20 protein-coding genes and 1 pseudogene are annotated in these 21,820 nt (G+C 33.9%); 6 read left to right on the plus strand and 15 right to left on the minus strand.

The genetic code is table 11. The annotated features are described in order from the left end of the window. The first annotated feature begins 13 nt into the window (after positions 1 to 13). Entirely contained in the window at positions 14 to 502 is a 489-nt protein-coding gene (locus ACYFX0_RS01765; protein ID WP_000902413.1) for a DinB family protein, read from the plus strand. A 113-nt stretch (positions 503 to 615) separates the two neighbouring features. On the opposite strand, the gene ACYFX0_RS01770 is transcribed toward ACYFX0_RS01765, so the two are convergent. The 3 genes from ACYFX0_RS01770 to ACYFX0_RS01780 form a co-directional block, all read right to left on the minus strand. After that, positions 616 to 1,092, minus strand: coding sequence for a DUF2690 domain-containing protein (locus ACYFX0_RS01770; protein ID WP_000771161.1), 477 nt, complete (start codon positions 1,090 to 1,092; stop codon positions 616 to 618). A gap of 17 nt (positions 1,093 to 1,109) precedes the next feature. After that, the gene (locus ACYFX0_RS01775) at positions 1,110 to 1,622 is read right to left on the minus strand and encodes a YjfA family protein (RefSeq protein ID WP_000473731.1); all 513 of its coding nucleotides are present in this window, start codon (positions 1,620 to 1,622) and stop codon (positions 1,110 to 1,112) included. Positions 1,623 to 1,921: 299 nt separating this feature from the next. Then, positions 1,922 to 2,815: a LysR family transcriptional regulator gene (locus tag ACYFX0_RS01780; protein ID WP_000403874.1), complete on the minus strand. Its 894-nt coding sequence runs from the start codon at positions 2,813 to 2,815 to the stop codon at positions 1,922 to 1,924. Between the two features lie 123 nt (positions 2,816 to 2,938). Here ACYFX0_RS01780 and ACYFX0_RS01785 point away from each other — a divergent pair, with 123 nt between their 5' ends. Beyond that, positions 2,939 to 3,904 (plus strand): quinone oxidoreductase family protein, encoded by a 966-nt coding sequence (locus ACYFX0_RS01785; protein WP_000645236.1) that lies wholly within the window; start codon positions 2,939 to 2,941, stop codon positions 3,902 to 3,904. A gap of 67 nt (positions 3,905 to 3,971) precedes the next feature. Here ACYFX0_RS01785 and ACYFX0_RS01790 read toward each other — a convergent pair whose 3' ends face one another. The 3 genes from ACYFX0_RS01790 to ACYFX0_RS01800 form a co-directional block, all read right to left on the minus strand. Next, positions 3,972 to 4,682, minus strand: coding sequence for a histidine phosphatase family protein (locus ACYFX0_RS01790; protein WP_001042048.1), 711 nt, complete (start codon positions 4,680 to 4,682; stop codon positions 3,972 to 3,974). A gap of 160 nt (positions 4,683 to 4,842) precedes the next feature. Then, a complete protein-coding gene (locus ACYFX0_RS01795) occupies positions 4,843 to 5,367 on the minus strand; it encodes a GNAT family N-acetyltransferase (RefSeq protein WP_000256473.1) in 525 nt (174 codons plus the stop codon). 6 nt (positions 5,368 to 5,373) lie between these two features. Beyond that, positions 5,374 to 7,275: an endonuclease MutS2 gene (locus ACYFX0_RS01800; RefSeq protein WP_001095201.1), complete on the minus strand. Its 1,902-nt coding sequence runs from the start codon at positions 7,273 to 7,275 to the stop codon at positions 5,374 to 5,376. 608 nt (positions 7,276 to 7,883) lie between these two features. Here ACYFX0_RS01800 and ACYFX0_RS01805 point away from each other — a divergent pair. Next, a complete protein-coding gene (locus tag ACYFX0_RS01805) occupies positions 7,884 to 8,597 on the plus strand; it encodes an exosporium leader peptide-containing protein (RefSeq protein WP_001001586.1) in 714 nt (237 codons plus the stop codon). Between the two features lie 101 nt (positions 8,598 to 8,698). Here the strand turns inward: ACYFX0_RS01805 and amyS are convergent, their stop codons facing one another. After that, positions 8,699 to 10,240 (minus strand): alpha-amylase, encoded by a 1,542-nt coding sequence (gene amyS, locus ACYFX0_RS01810; RefSeq protein WP_079245791.1) that lies wholly within the window; start codon positions 10,238 to 10,240, stop codon positions 8,699 to 8,701. Positions 10,241 to 10,443: 203 nt separating this feature from the next. On the opposite strand from amyS, the gene ACYFX0_RS01815 reads away from it, so the two are divergent. Then, positions 10,444 to 11,235, plus strand: a complete 792-nt coding sequence (locus ACYFX0_RS01815) for an arylamine N-acetyltransferase family protein (protein WP_106081735.1) — start codon at positions 10,444 to 10,446, stop codon at positions 11,233 to 11,235. 117 nt (positions 11,236 to 11,352) lie between these two features. Continuing rightward, positions 11,353 to 13,140 (plus strand): oligoendopeptidase F, encoded by a 1,788-nt coding sequence (gene pepF, locus ACYFX0_RS01820; protein ID WP_106081736.1) that lies wholly within the window; start codon positions 11,353 to 11,355, stop codon positions 13,138 to 13,140. A gap of 48 nt (positions 13,141 to 13,188) precedes the next feature. On the opposite strand, the gene ACYFX0_RS01825 is transcribed toward pepF, so the two are convergent. The 7 genes and pseudogenes from ACYFX0_RS01825 to ACYFX0_RS01855 all read right to left on the minus strand — a co-directional run bounded on the left by ACYFX0_RS01825 (position 13,189) and on the right by ACYFX0_RS01855 (position 19,969). After that, positions 13,189 to 14,226 (minus strand): agmatine deiminase family protein, encoded by a 1,038-nt coding sequence (locus ACYFX0_RS01825; RefSeq protein ID WP_079245794.1) that lies wholly within the window; start codon positions 14,224 to 14,226, stop codon positions 13,189 to 13,191. A gap of 188 nt (positions 14,227 to 14,414) precedes the next feature. Then, a complete protein-coding gene (locus ACYFX0_RS01830; RefSeq protein WP_460269746.1) occupies positions 14,415 to 15,236 on the minus strand; it encodes a MerR family transcriptional regulator in 822 nt (273 codons plus the stop codon). 35 nt (positions 15,237 to 15,271) lie between these two features. Continuing rightward, complete coding sequence (locus ACYFX0_RS01835; protein WP_098015280.1) at positions 15,272 to 16,219, minus strand: agmatine deiminase family protein; 948 nt, start codon at positions 16,217 to 16,219, stop codon at positions 15,272 to 15,274. Between the two features lie 231 nt (positions 16,220 to 16,450). Then, positions 16,451 to 16,642, minus strand: a pseudogene (locus ACYFX0_RS01840) (bestrophin family protein); the annotation flags it as partial. Between the two features lie 210 nt (positions 16,643 to 16,852). Continuing rightward, positions 16,853 to 17,269, minus strand: coding sequence for a phosphate-starvation-inducible protein PsiE (gene psiE / locus ACYFX0_RS01845; RefSeq protein WP_000916567.1), 417 nt, complete (start codon positions 17,267 to 17,269; stop codon positions 16,853 to 16,855). 164 nt (positions 17,270 to 17,433) lie between these two features. After that, positions 17,434 to 18,591, minus strand: a complete 1,158-nt coding sequence (locus ACYFX0_RS01850; RefSeq protein ID WP_199669930.1) for an agmatine deiminase family protein — start codon at positions 18,589 to 18,591, stop codon at positions 17,434 to 17,436. Positions 18,592 to 18,841: 250 nt separating this feature from the next. Then, positions 18,842 to 19,969 (minus strand): serine hydrolase domain-containing protein, encoded by a 1,128-nt coding sequence (locus ACYFX0_RS01855; RefSeq protein ID WP_199669931.1) that lies wholly within the window; start codon positions 19,967 to 19,969, stop codon positions 18,842 to 18,844. Between the two features lie 257 nt (positions 19,970 to 20,226). On the opposite strand from ACYFX0_RS01855, the gene ACYFX0_RS01860 reads away from it, so the two are divergent. After that, the gene (locus tag ACYFX0_RS01860) at positions 20,227 to 20,457 is read left to right on the plus strand and encodes a hypothetical protein (RefSeq protein ID WP_000798793.1); all 231 of its coding nucleotides are present in this window, start codon (positions 20,227 to 20,229) and stop codon (positions 20,455 to 20,457) included. 110 nt (positions 20,458 to 20,567) lie between these two features. Here the strand turns inward: ACYFX0_RS01860 and ACYFX0_RS01865 are convergent, their stop codons facing one another. Further along, a complete protein-coding gene (locus ACYFX0_RS01865; protein ID WP_081359131.1) occupies positions 20,568 to 21,767 on the minus strand; it encodes an MFS transporter in 1,200 nt (399 codons plus the stop codon). Positions 21,768 to 21,820 lie beyond the last annotated feature (53 nt).

The following is a 21,820-nucleotide window of genomic DNA, read 5'->3' on the forward strand; positions in this document are numbered from 1 at the left end:
GGAGTGTACTTGCATGTTACATATTTTAAAACAACAATATAATCTTATTAGCTCTACAAGAGAAACTCTATTTTCGTTTTTGGAAGAAATCCCCGTAGAAACATTACATAGCACAGTTCCTAATTTCGGAAGCGGTAGCATTATAAAGACTCATATTCATGTAGCCGATTGCTACCGATACTGGCTTGGATCATTCGCATTCAAGCAAAAAAGAGCAGATTTTTCATTTGCTAGCGATTACGAAATTGAGCATGCAGATGTGGAAAAAGTCCGTGCTAGATTTAAGTTAGTAGATGAGACTGTACAACGTTTTTTAGATGAATACAATGACCGTTGGCTCGAAAATATAGCAAATGAAGTGAAATGGCAAAAAGAACCTTGGAGCACAACTCCGCTATGGCTTTTAACTCATACGGAGACTCATGAGTTTCATCATAAAGGACAAATTGTATCGATGGCTAGGTACCTTGGATATACTCCTCCTGATACTGACCTTAGTTAATTCAATGGTTTATGATTACCGAAAAAATTAGAATGAATACAAATCGAGCATGTTTTGAAATCCAATCTAAACATGCTCTTAAAATACTCTACCTTACAATCTCCATATCCTCATCAATACCAAATAGTCTCCGCATAATTATAAGCATCGCTATTCGGAATGGCATGTTTCCCCTGTGCTTGCGCTTTTCTTGGATCCAAGTCATATACCATTGGCGTATAGCATGATGTTTGTCCTTTATTTACAACACCATTTCCTCCAGCACTTCCGCAAGTATATGCCTTTCCATCTGTTTTTCTAACAACCCTTGCATCAGCTTCGTTATTATAAACTGCTGGACGAGTTACAGTAACTTTCGCCCAAGCCGTCTTACACGTCGTGCTAAATTTTAATTCTACATAAGAATTTGAATCTATCCATTTCTTCTCTTTCGTTACTGCGGATTGATCACAACTATTATAATAAGGACTTTTCCCATCATATGAATGATCTTCTGCATATGCTTTATCGCTATTAATCGTGCTAAACATACTAGTTACAACGAGTAAAGATAGCAATAAACATGCACTCGTCTTTTTTAAAAGTTTCATATAATTTCACTCCTTTATTAGTAACGTGCTGTTTTCCCGTAACCGTTATTAAACGTAACTGCTTCAGCATCTGCTGTGTATCCGAAATCAGCAGTTAAATCAAATACCATTCCTGTATAAGTGCTCGTTTGACCTGTTTTTATTGTGCCGTTCCCCTGATTAGAAGTAACTGATTTTTGGAATACATCATTTTTGTATTTATTTACAACAGCGTACGCGTACACTCCTCCCGAAACAGCTGGTGCTGGTTGATCTAACACAAACTTAGCCCATGCTGCATGACATTTATTACTGTAACGTAAATACACTGTCCCCACTTTTTTACTACCTTCATAAACTGCTGTAGACTTTGCATTAAATCCATCTGCATCACATGTTGTACTTCCCCCGTATACTTTCGTTGTTGCTGGATTTTTCCCGTCATAATAACTACTTAAATCAGTAGCTGCAAATGTACTTCCTTGAAAACTAAATAATACACCAATACTTGCCGCACTTAACACACATACTTTCATTAACTTTTTAAACATTTTAAATTCCCCCTCACAATAAGTACGTATACTAAAGACAAGCTATACTGCTATGTAAGCCCTCCTTTCACTCTTCCTAGAGGCATCTTACAGAAACGAATAAACGTTGTAAATTCCCTGATGATTATTGGAATATACGAAGAATTTTACTTATCCTTGTAAGAAAAAAGTTGAGAAATACACATTTTATAGCATTCTATATTTAAAACATAAAAGAACCGATACTTGTTATATTCAAGCATCGGTTCTTTATACAAAATTGCCATTTTTTCTTTTATATAAAATAAATATTTCTCCACTTAATCCGTTGTAAAAAACTCCCTTGTTACATCAATAAATTGCTGCAGTGGTGCTGTCATCCATTTATCTTTATGCCAAGCAATTTGTGTATAAATCGATGAAATTGCATTTTCTAAATGTAACTCTTTTATTGTCCCTTCTCTTATATCTTTTTCTACTACTATCGCTGGTAGAACAGCTATACCTAAATCTGCAATAACACATTGTTTAATTGCCTCGACACTAACGAACTCAATTTTATTTGCTGGATACACATCTTCTGTACGAAATAGTTCTTCAAATAAAGTCCGATACGAGCAGCCTAATTCTGTTAGTAGAAGTGTTTCACTCTCTAAATCTTTTATAGAAACTGAAGGTTGTTCAAGTAAACGATGCGTAGGAGCAGCTACTACTTTTAATTCTTCTTTCATAAGTGGTTCCACATGTAAAACATCTTCTGTTTTACATTCGTCCAAAATAAATGCAAGATCTACTTTCCCCTCCATCAATTGTTCCTTTGCATCTTTATTGGAATGTGCTGGTTTAAATATAAGTTTTATTTGAGGAAATTGTGCTTTAAACCTCTTTAATATAGAAGGCAGTCTGTATGTACATTGACTTTCTTGTGCACCAATTATTAACGTACCTGCTATTTCCTCATCATCTTTCACGGCCGTCTTTGCTTCTTTACTAAGTGCGATTATCTTGTCCGCATATAGTTGAAACTTTCTTCCTGCTTCAGTTAAGAAAAGGCGTTTTCCTAATCTTTCAAATAACGGTGTACCAAGCTCAGCTTCTAACGTTTTAATTTGTGCCGTTACGCTTGATTGGGCAAAATTTAATTTCTTTGCAGTTTGTGTAAAATTCAAAGTGTCTGCTGCTACTTTAAATGTAATTAATTGTTTTATCTCCATTTATCATCCCTCTTTTCAATCGATATTTCCGATTGATTTCATCAAAATAATCCTCTTTGCCTATTGATATTTGTATTGTATGATAAAGAGCATCGACAAACAATACAAATGGAGGGATTCCATATGAAAGCACTTTGTTTCGAACAGTTTGGAAATCCAGATGTACTACAATATAAAGAAATACATGATCCAATCATAAATCCAAATGAAATTCTAGTCCGCACGAAAGCAATCGGATTAAACTTCGCTGATATTTATAGACGCCGCGGCGATTATCATCTTGCTGGCAATCCGCCTTATGTATTAGGTTATGAAGGAGCTGGAATTGTTGAAAAAGTAGGAGCTGACGTTACTACTATCAACCTAGGAGACCGTATTGCATTTGCGGACGTCCCATTTGCAAATGCAGAACTAGTTGCCGTTCCATCTGAAAAAGTAATCCCACTACCAGATTCTATTTCTTTTGAAACAGCCGCTTCTGTCTTATTACAAGGATTAACTGCACATTATTTAACGCAAGATAGCTATCAACTAAAACAAAGTGATATAGCTTTAGTACACGCTGCAGCTGGTGGCGTCGGTCAACTTCTTGTTCAAATGATTAAACTATATGGCGGAAAAGTAATTGGTTTAACGTCATCAAAAGAGAAAGCAAAGATAGCTACATTAGCTGGTGCCGATCACGTATTTTTATATAACGAAGAATGGCATACGAAAGTACTTGAAATGACTAATGGAACTGGAGTAAATGTTGTATATGAATCAGTAGGTTCTACATTAGAGGACAGTTTTAACGCTACTAAAATTGGCGGTACTGTCGTATTTTACGGAATGGCTGGTGGTAATCCTGCGCCAGTTGATCCACGTATGCTTATGGATACTTCAAAAACTTTAACTGGCGGAGACCTTTGGAACGTTCTTACCACTTATGAAGAACGTAAAAAACGATCTACTCAATTATTCGATTGGATCGCAACTGGCAAATTAAACATTGAGTGCCCTACTACATTCTCCTTACAAGATGGTGCTCTTGCACATAAATTATTAGAGAGCAGAAAAAGTACAGGGAAGATTTTATTAATTCCATAATCGTTCCAATAAGAAAAGGAAGCTAGATTTCTCTACCTTCCTTTTCTTATATCTCTTGGAGATTTAATTATATTTCCACACTTTCTTTCCCTTTTGCAACATAACTCATATCTCCAACCGACTCGACTGTATATGTTCCATCTTGGTATACAATCTTCGTCACACTAGCATTTTCCACCCCAAGTTTTGTTTTGCTACTGTCTAACATTTCTATTAAGGTAGTAATCAAAAGCCCATGAACGACAACTAAAACGTTACCGCCACCATTTCCAGCAGCTTCTTCACTAATTTTATCTATCTCAGCTTTTATACGAGTAGAAAATAATTCCCAATCTTCCGCCTGTTTTGTAGGATCTGCTACTCTAATAAGATTAATCACTTCTTGAATAGAAAACTTCATAAGTTCTTCTGGTGATGGAACGCCTGCAGCTTTTCCAACCACATCCCACATATTCTCAAGTTTTTCACCTTCAAAAATACCGAAATTTAATTCTCGCAAATCTTTTCTTTGCTCAAGTTTTAATTTTGATTGCTCACTATATTTTAATACTAAATTAGCAGTTTCAATCGCTCGGCCACTATCACTACTATACGCATTCATAAAATGAATATCTTTTAATCCTGTTCCTAAATTTGTGGCAACTTCAACACCTTTTTCTACTAATGGAGAATCAGCCCAACCTTGCGCGCGATGATTCGTATTTAATATTGTTTTACCGTGTCTTGTAACATATAACGTAACTGCATTCTCATTGCTATCTGTTTCTCGCTTATTCATTCTATTCTCTCCCTTTACGTTTCTATCTCAATTTTACCACCTCAATTATTCATTGAGCAAAATATACGTCAGTAGATCCGCTTAATAAAAAAAGCTATCTTTCTGTATATCCATACAAAAAGATAGCATCTTTTATGATTACATTTCTTAACCGTTACTCCTACTCAGCAAAAGCACTCGAATACTGAACAACTCCTTCTACACCTTGGAGAGCGTTCTCTCTTAGCTCCATCGCCATAAACACTTCTTCAGGCACTTCAAACGGTGCTTTTACATTCCACTCACTTGCTTTCTTAAAACCAAATTTCGGGTAGTACTCTGGATGTCCTAATACTACAACTGATCCGTATCCAAGTTCTTTCGCTTTTTCTAAAGCAGCCGTAATCAGTTTTCCGCCAATTCCTTTCTTCTGATGGCCCCTAGCAACTGAAACTGGCGCAAGTGCTAACGATTCTACAGAAGTTCCATCTTGTTCTATTGTAATTTTCGATAACATAATGTGACCAACTATATCTTCATCTACCGCAACAATTGATAACTCCGGAACAAACGCGTCACATTCTCTAATACGTTTTACAAGTTCATGTTCTGTTTTATCACTAAATTCTTCAAGTAAAAATGCTTCTTTTACGACTTCTTCTGTTTTTCTATAATCATTTTTTTGTTCTTGTCTAATCGTTACCATTTTAACTTATCCTCTATTCTTTCTTATTTCTTTTTGAATTTTACGCAGTGCTTTTTTCGATCCGCGCTCAATATCGTGTTGCATTTTTCTTTCTTTATAATCAACAAATAGTGTATTTAAATCGTATCCTTCTGGATATAACTCCTTCGCTGCTACTTCTAAAGTAATACGTTTTACATTTACTTCAACGAATTCACCGTTATAATATACAACAACGTTATAAAAATTATCTTTTTCCTTATAGATGATACCAAAATCATCATAATCCAATAAATTCACACGATCGCCGATTTTGTACTCATAATGAGATTCTCTTTTTTCTTGTACAAATTTCGGTTTTCTAATTTTACTTTCATTCACTTTTTCTAAAGCGTACTCTTTATTTCCCATGTACTCTTTCGCTCTTTTCAGTACATGTTCTTTTACGCTCATTTTATTCGCAATCCAAAGTGCATTACTTTCCCCTGATTTTCCGATAACTAATTTATAAAGCGGCTCTAACGTTTCACTATTAAATTGCATCGCTGCATTCATAAAGTCATCGTGCATTTCTGAGAAGCGTTTAATTTCTCCGTAATGCGTACTCGCAACGGTAATACATCCCGCAAGGTACAATTCTTCTAAAATAGAAATTGCAAGTGCTGCACCTTCATTCGGTTCTGTACCGCTCCCTATTTCATCAAATAATAGCAACGTATTATTATTTGACATCCTCATAATCTCAGAAAGATTTTTCATATGAGACGAAAATGTACTTAATGCATTTTCAATACTTTGATTATCACCAATATCTACGAATACATTTTCGAAAATAGCGATTTCTGTACCTCTATCTCCTGCAATATGAAGGCCTGACATTGTAGCTAATGTTAACAATCCAATCGTTTTTAACACAATTGTCTTTCCGCCCGCATTCGGCCCTGTAATAATTAAACTACGATACTCTTGACCAATTTTAAAATGTAACGGTACAACTTGCCCTGTTAAAAGCGGATGCTTACAATTCACTAAATGAATGTAGCCATGATCATTTAACTTCGGCTCTATTCCATCAATCGATTTACTAAACTTTGCCTTCGCAAATACCATATCATACTGACTAATTAGCTCCATGTTAATCTTTATACTATAAATGTTTTCTAACACCATTCCTGATAAAGTCGCTAAAATCTGATACTCTTCAACCGCTTCTTCTGCTTTCAAACCTGCTAATTCTGCATTCAATTTCGTAACCGTATGCGGTTCTATAAATACAGTAGAGCCTTTTGCCGAGGCTTCAATAATACTTCCAGCAACTTGATTTTTATAGGAAGATTTAATTGGAATCGTATAACGGTCATCCTTTTTACTAATAAAGAATTCCTGAATGAATTTCTTATTTGCACTACTATTTAAAAATTTCATTAAACGTTCTTTTATTTTCCCATCTACAGAATCAATATTATTTCGAATTCGCTTTAACTCTTTACTTGCAGCTACATCAATACTATTTCCTTTAATTGAAAAGTTAATTTCCTCTTCAATACTTTTATATTCAGTCATTGAATTTGCATAAGAAGCTAATACTGGTGCAAAAAATTCTTTATCTAACATAAACTTTTTAATCTTTCTACATCCACGTAAAAAGTCTGAAACACTTACTAATTCTTCTGGATCTAAAATCATCCCTTTTTCTAATTTTTGAATTGTACTAGCAATATTAGAAATGCCGAAGAAAGGAACATGCCCCTCTGCATCTAATATAGCTCGTGCTTCTGTCGTTTCATTCAAGCGATTTCTCACTACTTTTAGACTCGTACTCGGCTCTAATTTGTTTAATAATTCCTTACCTAATCCACTTACACAATAAGATTTCACTATATCCTTTAATTCGTTATATTGTAACTTTTCAAAAGTCATCGTATTCATTTTGTTTCTCCTCACTATGATTGATTTTTATCATAAATGAAGATACCTACTCATTAGATTCCAATGAGTTCTACATTATTCAATTACCATTTTTATACATTAAAAATATATACAAAAAAGCTGCGGGGATACCGCAGCTTTTACATTTACAAGGCATGTGTAATAACATATGAGGAAATAAGCCATAAAAAAATAGATGGCAGTCCCTTATTACACGCTTTATAAAGTATTGTAGGTATCTTCATAGGTATCGAAATAAATCCATGACAAAGTTAGGGGTATGGTATACATAAAAATCCCCTGTTCTTATCTGACTTATTTCATTAAATTTTTCCTATTTAGTACCTACCGCACTCACAAAAAGCACCTCTCATTAATTTATATTATAGTCATTGAAATCTAATTTATTGAAATCATCATACTATATGTTACGTGAGAAGTAAAGGTGTCATACTTAAGTAGTACGTAACTGTACGCTTCAATATCACTTAAACTAGACCTATATTTGCTGAGGAAAAATTATAGAAGCGGCTCCGCTATTGCGAATGTCATTTACTTCCTCTAATACATTTAATAATTATGACAAGCAATGATAGGAGGTTTACTATATGAATGAAGAATATAATACTTTACATGGACCTGCTCTGGAACCAAATTTAATCGGTCCCACACTACCATCAATTCCACCATTTACTTTCCCTACTGGACCTACTGGAATCACAGGCCCTACCGGTGCGACAGGTTTTACCGGAATCGGAATAACTGGTCCCACCGGGGTTACAGGTCCTACCGGAATCGGAATAACTGGCCCCACTGGGGTTACAGGTCCTGCCGGTATCGGAATAACTGGTCCCACTGGGGTTACAGGCCCTACCGGAATTGGAATAACTGGTCCCACTGGCGCAACTGGTTTAGGGATTCTTCCCGTATTTGGAACAATAACTTCTGAAGTAGGAATCGGTTTTTCAGCAGTAGTTAATACAAATGTCAACTTTACCATTCCAGGACCTGTTAGCGGAACTACTCTAAATCCAGTAGACAACTCCATTACAATTGATACCACTGGTGTATACTCTGTATCCTTTTCAATCGTATTTGTAATACAAGCTATTTCGTCTAGCATATTAAATCTTACAATAAACGATTCCATTCAATTCGCAATTGAAACACGAGTTGGTGGTGCTTCTGGGGTAAGAGCCACATCCGCCAGAACTGATCTATTACCTTTAAACCAAGGAGATGTTCTTCGATTACGAATAAGAGAAGCCACGGGTGACATTATTTATTCCAATGCATCTCTTGTTGTTATAAAGGTCGACTAGTTCTTTTATTACAATAAAGATTCAGGAAAAATAAATATGCACCATATAAAAAGGAGAGGAAAACTTATATTTCAGTCTACCTCTCCTTTTTCATCACAAAATTACTGCTGAACATATATGGAAACTGATCCTCCACTTACTTGGAACTGCCCCCACCCGTCCTTATTAATTGTTACAGTATTTGTTTGATTACCCGTAATATCGTACCATACTTCCCCTACGTTATTCTTTCCAACATCCATCCACTTTGCCCCTCCTGGTCCATCAGAGATTAACGTTGCTAAACCAGAATTAGCATGCACACTATCACCTTCTCTTGTCCAGCCAATCACATCTGGATGATCAAAATAATCACGCTGCGTACCATATGCAAAGTTTTTTCGTGCCGTCAAAATCGAATCAATTTTGTCCTTTAACGCTGGAATTTCATAGTTACTATTTCCTTTTGTACCATAGTAATCACCATAGAAAACAGAAGGATATCCCTCTGCACGCGTTAAAATAAATGCATATGCCAACGGTTTGAACCAAGGGCTCACTACAGATTCCAATGACTGACCAGGCTGTGAATCATGATTTTCAACTAGAGTAACCGCAAGTGTAGGATGATTCGCAACTACCGTTCCTTTTAAAATATTTCTCATATCATAATTTCCATTTCCTGTTGAAGCATAATGAAAATTATAATGAAGTGGCGCATCGAACACAGATTGATTATAATTGACCTTCGCTAAATAATTATTTAAAGTCTGGATATCATTTTGCCAATATTCAGCTACTGTAAACATGTCTTTCCCCGTTTGCTGTCTAACATGATTTACCCAATCGCGCAAATATTCATGATCAATATGTTTAACAGCATCTAAACGAAAGCCATCTAAATTTAATTCCTTCGCATACCACGTTCCCCATTTTTTCATTTCATTCGCAACATCTGGATGATCAAAATCAAGATCCGCGTACATCAAATAATCATAATTCCCATTCTCGCTAGACACTTCCCAGTCCCACGCTTTACCTATGCCCCTAAATTTATAAATTCGGTTTAATTTCTTTCCTTCATCCCAATCTGTACCGTCAAAATGATACCATTTCCATTTGAAATTAGAATAAGAATCTCCACGCCCTGGAAAGTTAAATCCTGTCCAAGCACTAATTTCATAATCACCTGATACTTCAACATTTCGATTGCTTGGGTCTACCTCAACTGCTGTGACAGTTTCTGTATAATCAGCCCCACCTTTATGATTCATAACTACATCACCGTATACATCGATGTTTTTCTTATGTAAAGCGTCAATTGCAGACTTCAATTGTGCTTTCGTCCCATATTTCGTCCGCACTGTTCCCTTTTGATTGAATTCCCCCAAATCATATAAATCATATGCCCCATATCCTACGTCATTTTGCGTAGTTCCTTTATATGCAGGTGGTATCCAAACAGATGTAATTCCTTTTTGCGCTAAATTTTCAGCATCAGTACGCAAACGATTCCAATGATCCCCATCATTCGGAGCATACCACTCAAAATACTGCATTAACGTTCCATTGTTAACTGTATCTGCATATGCTTTACTCCCCTCATATATACTAGGTAAAAACATAACAACTGACAATCCGACTATTGTTACTCTTTTAAACATCTGTACACCATCCCCTTCTAAGAAAGCGTTTGCATAGTTTATCAGAATTATTATAATATTCGTTCCACCGTTAGTAAAGTAGCAATCTCTCACTCTCCCACATTATTTTTAATCTCACTTCAAATATTCAACGTAGTTTTAATTTCACATCCTATTCAAGATTGTTTACAATTTACCTATAAAAACATAACGGAGGGATTTCTATGACAGACTTTCAAAAACAATTTTTCGCACGATTATATATAGAAGAAAAAGACACAGTTTCATTTGAAGATTTATCTAACATTATGTACGCAATGGCACAAACTGTTCCTTTTGAAAACTTAAATATTCTCGAAAAGAATTTTAAAGAAATATCAAAAGAAAATTTGAAAGAGAAAATTTTAGTAAATAACCGTGGCGGTCTTTGTTATGAACTCAATCCTACTATGTATTACTTCCTTAAAGACGCTGGATTTGATGTTCATCTCGTTTCAGGAACAGTTTATAACGCTGCAAACTCCATATGGGCTGTTGATTCTGGCCATATCGCAACCGTTTTAACACATCATAATGAACTTTATTTAATTGAAGTAGGATTCGGATCATACTTACCTCTTGCACCTGTCCCTTTCTCAGGTGAAGTCATTCACTCTGTTACAGGAGATTATCGTATTCGTAAAGAAATGACCGAAAAGGGAAACTACATTTTAGAGATGCGTAAAAACAATGAGTTTTTGGATCAATCTTCTGCTGATGATTGGACGTTAGGCTATGCATTTTATATAGAAGAAGTGGATGAAAAAAAAGCAAATACAGCACAAAAAATTATCGTTGAACATGAAGGATCACCCTTTAATAAAGTACCTCTTATTGTAAAACTAACTGAAGATGGGCATGCCTCTTTAACGAAAGATAGCCTTACAGTAGCGAAAAATGGTAAAAAAACGAAAGAAACCGTTACAGACATGCAATATACAAACCTTTTACATTCAAAATTCGGAATTACACTATAAGTATGTAAGCCTTGTTATTTTAGCAAGGCTTTTCAATTTTCAGCAGGGATTTTTTGCAATTTGTTGTATTTCATAGTTATATAGAAATATAACTACATGTTTAGAAAGGAAATGATTATGACAGAACTTAAAGATCGATTACAAGTAGCTGATATAGAAAAATGGGATTTAACAGACATTTACCATACAATTGAAGATTGGGAAAGTGATTTTCATAAAATTGAAGTTTTAACGAAGGAATTACACGAGTTTAATGGCAATATTCACGATGGCAATAGTTTATTAGCTTATTTAACGAAGAGTGAAGAAATTTCTAGCATAATATCTTTAATGTTCGCTTATGCACGATTACAATCTGACCTTGATACGCGCGATACTGACGCGCAATCTCTTGTCGATAAAGTATCACAATTACATGTGAAAGTAAGTGCGGCTAAATCTTTCTTTTCCCCCTTCTTACTTAGCATAGACGAAAACACATTACATTCTTACATAGAAGAAACAGAAGGCTTACAATATTATAAAGAAGACTTGTTTGAATTATATCGTTATAAAAAACACGTATTGAATAAGGACCAAGAAGCAATTTTATCACAGATGGGTGAAGCTCTTTCCTCTCCACAGCACACATTTGGTATGTTAAACAATGCAGATATATTATTTGGTGAAGTGACGACTGACGATGGAGAGAAAGTGAACTTAACACGCGGAATGTATGCAAAATTAATAGAAGATACGAATCGTGAAAAGCGTAAAGAAGCTTATAAAGCATATTACAAACCATATGTTCAGTTAAAGAATTCCATCGCATCTACTTTATCCGCTGCTATTAAAAATAATGTTACTGTTTCGAAGCTAAGACACTATCCATCGGTGTTAGAGAAATCATTATTTGGCGATATGGTTCCGAAAGAAGTATATGAAAACCTAATTGATACAACGAAAAAAAACATTCAAACATTACATACATACAATGAAATTCGAAAAGAAAAATTAAACGTAGATGAACTAAGACAATACGACCTAGGCGTCGATTTAGTCGAGGGTGCAAAACAAGACATTCCATATAGTGAAGCATTTGACATTATGATTGCATCACTAGCTCCTTTAGGAGAAGAATATATTGAGACATTAAAAAGTTTTAAAGATAAACGATATATAGACGTAAGAGAAACACCAGGAAAACGTTCTGGTGCTTATAACTTTGGTGTATACGGTGTTCATCCTTTCATTCTTTTAAATCATCACGATGATTTAAACAGCCTGTTCACTCTTACTCATGAATGCGGGCACGGTATGCATACGCACTATTCACATGGATACCAACCAAGAATTTCTGCACATTATTCTATCTTTGTTGCAGAAGTCGCTTCTACAGTAAATGAAGTGTTATTAATTCACTATTTATTAAAAGAAGCAAAAGAAACGAACGTGCGTAACCATTTAGTTAACCATTTTATTGAGAAATTTAAAGGTACTTTCTTTACACAAATCATGTTTGCAGAATTTGAAAAAATCACACATGAAATGGCTGAGCAAGGTAAACCATTAAATGCACAAGTCTTCAGTGAAATTTATGAAAAGCTATTTAAAGAATATAACGGTGATTCACTTGTATTTGATGAAGAAGTAAAATACGGATGGGCTAGAATCCCTCATTTCTATCGCCCGTTTTACGTATACAAATATGCAACTGGATTCGCATCTGCCATTCAAATCGCTGATAAACTATTAAGCGGCGATCCAAATGCTCAAAAACATTATATTGAATTCCTTAAAGGCGGAAGTTCTGACTATCCACTAAACTTATTGAAAAAAGCTGGTGTTGATTTAACTACGCCAGAACCGATTGAAAGTGCATTGAAACAATTCACTCAACTTGTTGAGGAGTTTTCAGCATTATAAAAAGCATGCAGAGTATATACTCTGCATGCTTTTTTCATTTCGGTTACTTTATGCTAAATGTTGCTGCGTCACACAGTGAATCATGCCACCATACGCAAACAGCTCATTTACATAAATGCCGACAATTCTTCTTCCCGGAAACTGCCCTTCAATAATTTGAAGCGCTAACTTGTCATGCTCATCGCCATATATAGGAACCAATACAACCTCATTTCCAATATAAAAGTTTAAATATGAGCCCTTACAATCTGCTTCTTTTACAGCTTTTCTTGTCACCGGTACTGGTATAAGCTGAAATGGTTTTCCATCTATATTTCTTGCTTGTCTCAATTCTTGATAATGCTTTTCGTACGCCTCCAAAAGGTATGGCTCTCCTTCATCGAAAGGATCATATTCGTATAGTATCGTATTTTCATTTACAAACCGTGCCGCGCCATCAATATGATAATCCGTATCTTCATCATAATTATCCTCTCCGCGTATACCAGTTATCCATATGAAATTTGTTACTCCTAAATATTTCGTTAACTCCATTTCAATTTCTTTCTGACTTAGTGTGGGATTTCGATTTTCATTTATAATAGACGTTTTCGCCGCCATTAAGGTCCCGTTTCCGTTTATCTCAATTCCCCCACCTTCTAGACAGACACTAGATTTAACTTTTGGAATACTATACATCTCACTTATTTTTGCCGGAATAACAGCATCATTTTCATACGGATATTTATCTCCCCAACCATTAAAAACCCAGTGTGTTAAGCAGAGATTGCCTTCCTTATCTTTTACAAAGATCGGTCCATTATCTCTTATCCACACATCATCCGTCTCTTGAACTAAGAAATCAATTTTATCCATATCCACTTTCGCTTCCATTAACTTCGATTGGACATGTACTTTTTCTTCCTCATCATATACAACAATATGCACAATTTCTCCGTAATGAAGCTCCTTTGCCATCGTTACCCAAATATCATCTAGCTTAGCTCTGTAACCTTCACCTCTATGAGCTTTATCATGAGGCCATTGGAGCCATGTCCCCTCATGTTTCTCCCACTCAGCAGGCATATAAAATAAATTTTTTATCATACGTGTTCCCCCCCTTCTTTGAATGTAATTTCAGTCTAAACTTTGACATCGTGTTAAGGTCAACAGATATATATTCATTTACTTGTAACTACTTTATAAGGTGACTCTTTATTTCGCCTTTTTATTATGATAAATTGCTTTCGTACATAGAATAAGGATTGACATAATGTTAATGTCAATCCTTATCTTCAGTCTATTTTCATCACTATAAAACAAATTTGTGTCACATATTCCTCTACTAAACAATCACATTCAGGCCCCTTTATATAAACCTCATATGGCGAATTAACTATTACACACCCATTTTTTTCAACCCATTCTTCTAACGCTATATAAGCGTAACCAATATAGTCGTAACTTCCATAATGCATAGTAGTAACGATTTGATGTGGACTTAGTTTTTTCATTTCATACTCTTGTGCTACGTCTTCATCATTCCCCTGCATAACCGGGATTCTTAATTCAATATCACTGTTACTTGGAATATATTCTTCATCATAAAAGACTGCAGATGGTGAACCGACTATTTGAAAATTATTTTTTTGTACCTCTTCATATAAGTCATAAAAATAATCATCCATATCATCCATATCTATTTTTACTCTTTGAATAATTATCGTTACTTCATTCCTCATTCCCATTAATATATCGTAATTTCTATGACGAGCAATATTTAGACTACTATTCACCTTTACCATTTCATTCATTTCTGAAATAACCTGTAAATTTTGCTTCACTTCCTGAGACAACTCGATAATTTGTGATTGTATATGTTGAACAAACGAATCTTGATCCGATGACTGCAAAACAATTTTAATTTTTGGAAGAGGAAATTTATACTCCCTTAGCTTTTTTATTTTCAATGCTACTTCCAGCTGCTCTTGTTCATAATACCTATACCCATTAACCGGATTCACATATGCCGGTTTTAATATCTCCTCTTTGTCATAATGTCTTAACATCCGCGTACTCATTTTACAAATCCGAGAAAACTCAGCGATGGTATACATATCAATACTCCTTGAATATATTTTCTTTTCATTACTTATTTATTAAAACCAATCAAAAATCTTCTCATTTTCGAAGGTAACAAATGGCTTGGACAATACCACGTTAAACAATTCATTGCGCCTCCCATTGTTGATATTTCTCCTACATGAATTTGAATAACTTGCTTCTCCGTATACTGTTGAATATATCGTAAAACTTCCTCATCTTTAGCTAGTCCAAACTTAGGAACATAAAGAGCATCACATGATTCTAACATATTTATATACAACCCTTTTGCTGATGCTATCTCTTGATCATATTGTCCTTTCTCTGTATATGATGAAGGAACAACTATAAATTCAGCTTCTGGCATTTGTTCTTGAATAATCTCTTGAACACTATATCTAAATTCATGATCCCCTAAAAAATCACTAATAAACATTGTATGTTCATCAATAAATTTAACCATTCCGTCTGCGTGTGCTAGTACATCCCCTTCTTCAGCAGGAATAATAATAACTCGGCTCACATCTAAATCCCATTCTAACTGCTCAATAATTTCCTCTTCTGTCCAATCATCGTTATCATCAAATATACGTTCTGTTAATATTACGGTATCTTTTTTATTCCAAATAAGATTACCACCATCTAATATTAATGGGGATTTCACATATTCAAAGTCATTCTTTTTCAACCATTTATTAAACTGTTGATCTAAATATCGCCCCTGATCATCTGGCAAATAATTGGGTCTATATTTAAATTTAACTAGATGAGTTGTGACAACCGGTGCAACATCTCTTAGCCAAATATCATCATACTCAAAACAGCTCGTATGAAAGTCTTGTTCTTCAACAGATAAAGATATAAGTTGATCCGCAATTGATTTCTTTTCATTTAAACATTCATTAAAGTAAATCAAGTCTTCATAAAATGGTTGATAATATTCATTCGATTCGTCTGGTATTGCAGTAAAAATAATCCCATTATGTTTTTGTTCCATATTATTTACCTCGCTTTTTAATAGTAGTTACATAACTGATTTCACAAAGCCAACTATTCCTCAATTCATTTCTCTTTTCATTACAACTCATGAACCGCGTATATTTCATGAATGGATTATAGCATGGAGAAATATTATATATTTATATAAAAAATATAAAGCTGACGTTAAGCCTTAAATTGACTCTTGACAAGTTTTTTAAATACCATATTTTAAAACAACAATAAATGATTAAATGATTTTTTTATCAAGATTCAAACCCATTACTTCTAATAGATCGTTTTGATTATATAAATTCACTAAATGCGCTTCTACTCCTATACAAATTCCTTCTAGCGGAAGATCATTTGGATCCTGACCAAAGGGATCTTCAATTTCAACCCCTATTGCTTCAATACCTATGAATGCAAAACTTATAAATGTAAACTATTTTGATTATTGTAATGAACCATATTTACAAAAACCTCTTTCTCTATTAACCTTTTATTCTTTTAAATCACGAAAGTATACAATTAAATAATAGAATCATAAACCCTATCATTATGGGGCTGGTTAAGATTATTTCTTTCAATACCGTTACTCCTTTTTTGCAAAAAGATAAAATATCTTATTTAATTCAACAACAAATGTTCACTATTCTAAATCCCGACGCATCATTTTAGAATTCGCAATGAACAACGCACTAATTAATACAAAGATTGCACAGGCATATAACAATAAATCTAACGGACTATCGTGATCTATAATGATGAGACGCACAATAGCTGTTATACCTATATATATAAAATATCGTAATGGAAAATGAAAATTCATTTGAAAATACTTTATAATCATTACGATGAATTCAAAGTACAAAAAGAATACAACGATACTATCAATTAAATGATAACTCGATTCATTACCATCCAATTTCAGTTCTTGTATAAACTGAATGACTTCTTTCATAAGAAACACACTTAGAATAACCCCTAAGCAAATTAAAGCTACATTTAAAATGTACTGTAAAACGATAGGGAAATACGAAAACACTATTTTAAAATTTTTTAACACAAACATTTTTCTCCTTTACCATATAAAACGAAAAGTGAATATACACTATAATTCATTTATCATTATATTAAAATTTTATTATTATAAATAATAAGGAACGACAAAATAGGTAATAAGATTCCACCTATTTTGTCTATATAGCAGAACAACGAAATTACAATCAATTACTTCAATGCAATGGGTTGTTGTTGTGTCACACAATGAATCATACCGCCGTTTTTATACAACTCTCTCACATCAATACCGACTACTTTACGATCTGGGTATAACTTCTGAATCGTATCGTTTGCAATTTTATCATTCGGATCATTATAATTAGGCACTAATACAACTGTATTTCCGATATAATAATTGATATACGACCCCTTATAATCGAGAGTTTTACCATTTTCTAAAGCAACCTTTTCTTTACTAAGCGGCAAGTATTCATACTTATATTTCTGTCCTGAAGCATTTTTTGCATCTAACAATGTATCCATATCTTTATTAGATAAACCCCATTCGGCTAGGTCATCTTCTTTCATCGTTACAATGGTAGATTTATTATGGAATTTAGCAAATCCATCAATATGAAAGTCCGTAATATCTAAATTAGGTACTCCGTCTAACCAAATAAAGTTTGATACCCCAAGATCACTTATATATTTTTCAATTTCCTTTTCTGATAAATTAGGATTTCTATTTTTATTCGTTACCGCACTTCGAGTTAATAACGCAGTCCCATTGCTGTCTAATTCAATTGCGCCGCCTTCAAGGACAAATTTCCCCCAATCAATTCTTTCAATTCCTGATTGTTTACTCACATTCTTACGTATTTGAGCATCATTTTTATAAGGTGTTTTCTTCCCCCAACCATTAAATGCTGGATCTAATATTTTGAGATTTTTATTGCTGTCATAAACAAAAATTGGTCCACTGTCCCTTGCCCATACATCATCAGTAGGCGCGATAAAGAAATCAATCTTCTCCATATTTAACCCTTCATCTGTTAAAAGGTTATTGATTCTTTCTTTTTCTTCCTGGTCATATGCAACAATGTGGACTTTCTCACCCTCAGTTAAAGCACTTGCCATCTTAACCCAAATAGGTTCAACTTCCTGCTTATACTCTTCACCATATGTGTATTCATGTGGCCATTGTAGCCATGTACCTTCATGTTTATCTTTTTCATCTGGCATCGTATATTTCCCAGCATTTTTCTGTACCTCTACTTTTTCTCCTTCTTTCCCTTTAACATTTTCATTGTTACCCTCAAAAGAGCATCCACTAATAATCGTTGTAGATAATGTAGCTATTAAACAAAACTTTATTGCTTTTTTCATTTTTTCAACCTCCTGTTCTTGTCTCCAATAATGTAAAGCTTCACATAGTGTGAAGCTCAAGCTTTTTTATCAATGTAAAAATTACCAATTATTCTTTACATTACTTAGCATTTAACTACCTATTTTGGTTTATTCAAATGCCAATCACCTTTCTTACCTATTTATCCCGCTATTTGTGGGCAGTAAGTAAAACTTTACAAAATAAAAAAATCGGTATTGATAATTACATATCAATACCGATTTTTTATAATTATTTTCCTTCTATTAAATCATTCGCCATTTTCCTAAATTCTTGATTAAATGCATCATTCATACCATTTTGGACGTTAGAAAATAATATGACAAACGTTCGTTTATCCCAGTTAAAATTATTAAAAGTGTTCCAGCCAGCTAATACACCGTGGTTATGATAATAATCTGGGTAAATATAGAAACTAAATCCATATTTTCTTGCAGGTGATGCAGAAAACATATCTGATACACTTTGTTTAGAAAGTAGTTTACCATCCATAATAGCTTCATCTAACTTTTTCATATCTTCAACAGTCGTATACATTTCACCACAACCATACAGCCAGTTCATTTTTAAGCGAGGCGTGGCTATTAACTTATTATCTTTTTTCGTATACCCTTCTGCTAAGAAAATATCCTCTGGAAGTGTTGCGCCCATTCCAGATTCATGCATTTCAACAGGAGTCAAAATATTTGCTTTCACATATTCAGCAAGTGGTTTATTCGATATTTTTTCTACAATATATGCAAGCACCATATAATTATAATCTGTATATTTCCATCCTGTCCCTGCTGGAAATTGTAACGTTTGTGCCCCAATCCACGTTACTAATTTTAACCGTGATGCTGCGTCAACACTACCTTGTCCCTGTTCTGGTAATCCAGACGTATGTGTTAACAAATTTCGTAACGTAATGTTTTTATCTGCCGGAAACGATGGGATATATTTATTTACATTGTCTTCAATGTTCAACTTCCCTTTTTCTTTTAGTTGCATAATAGATATTGCAACAACTGTTTTCGTAATAGACCCAATGCGATATTTCGTTCTTGGAGTTGTTAATACTTGATCTTTCACATTCGCATAACCGTACCCTTTTCGTAAAATGACATGATCTTTACTTGCTACAAGAACACTCCCATTAAATCCTTTATCTTTTAAGTACTGATCTAGTTTTCCAGCTGCAATTTCATAACGCTTTTTCGCATTCGCATCAACTTCCTGCTTAACATCTTTTTGCTTACTATTTACATTTGAAAATGCCTTTACATCATATTTTTTTCCTTTATTTGCATGTATTAGTGTAACAACACTTCCACAAAAAACAGCAAAAATAAAGAAAACGATTAACCATTTCTTTAACATACTAGGAACCCTCTTTTATCTAGTTTCACTTAACGTACATCCATTCTATTTTATATCTTTTAATTATCAAGTATATTATAATATTATTTAATATTCACTATGTTAAAACTAGATTCCTTTTTCTCATTTTCAATTTTGACTACTCTCTATTGTATTTCTTTCTAGCAAAATTTCCAACATACAATCGGATGCATTACACTATAATTTCAAATTCTTTTGTAACATTTGTTACATACTAAAAAGAATGGAGATGTAATATGAAAAACACCGATAAACGCAACCGTTTAGATGATAAGATGTTTCATTATCGGATAACAAAAAACAACATGGTATTAATTGAATATTACGGAAAACAAATTATGATATTAAAAGGAAATGATGCTGAAAAATTTTTAAATAAAATAAATCATGCAAATAACGATAAAGAAAAACAGCTAATTATGGCTAAAATTACAGGTAATTTCAAAAGAGGTAATGAACGAAATTGAAAACGAATCTCATTTACATTTTGATTATACAACAAATAAAAAAAGAAATGTCGCTCATTCAACATTTCTTTAGACTTTCTTCACAAAAAATTTACATTGCTAACATTCCTTTATTTTCTATAATTCCTATATAAGCTAACCGCTGAAATAGTTAGTAATACAACTATGCATAACCACGCATACGTATATCCCTTCTTATCTACAATATAACCAAATAAAGCAGGTGCAACAATAATGGAAATTTGATTTAATGTAAGTGCAAAACTCACTGTCATCCCTACCGATTCTTCACTTGCTGATTCTGCAACTTCAGTTATAAAAAGACTAAACCATCCAATCGAAAAGAACCCTAACAATGCACTTACACCATACAATACATTCGTTATTGTATGTATGCTCATTACTAATATTAGAATGAAGAGAATAGAAATACAAACAGTTATAAATAAAGGGGTGCGCCGATTTCCCTTATAAAACAAATCACTAGTAGCTGCTAATATAACCCTACCAACCATTCCAGAAAAGAACATAACGGAAAATACTTTTCCAGCTAAAATTGGCGTGATTGATTGTTCCAATACTAAAAATTTTATAAAGTGTGCAACTAACACCATTTGCAATGAAATCATACAAATGCCAGTTATATAAATTGCATACAACTCTTTTTTACACATCACTTCTTTTAACTGCATCCAAAAAGAAAGTTTAATACGTTCTTGTTTAACTTTCTCTTGAATATATGGTTCCTTATAAAATATAAAAAATAAAAACCCTCCAATTATACAAATGCATGCAATACTATTTACCGCATAAGCCATATTATATTTTATTGTAAGAAACGGGATCAATACTCCCGCTAACGTGCCACCAATCGGTATACCAGCTTGTCTAATCCCCATTGCTAACCCGCGATTTTCTTTTGGGAACCACTTTATTATCACCTTACTCCCTCCTGGCTGCGAAACACTATAAAACGTTCCTACTAATAAAAGTACAAAGAGTAACCCATTAAATTCATTGACCATATTAGTCAGTAAAAATGAACCTCCTAGTAAAAATGAGCTTATCGAAATTAACAACTTTTCATTGTATTGATCAAGTAGCCGCCCGACAAAAAGCATACAAAATAGCGGTCCTATATTTACAACACTTACTAGCAATCCACTCTCCGTATTCGTAAGTGCATATTCTTCTTTCCAAAATAATGCAAACGCTCCAACACCATACGTTATAAGTGTCGCTGTTATTTGAGCAACTGTCGCAAAAATTAACATAACCCACTTATAAGTACTATTCACCCTTTCTTCCATTAACACAATAATCCCTCCATCCCCCTTTAATTGTATGAAAGTTCTGATATCAT

This window comes from Bacillus sp. NEAU-Y102 (genome assembly GCF_054788175.1).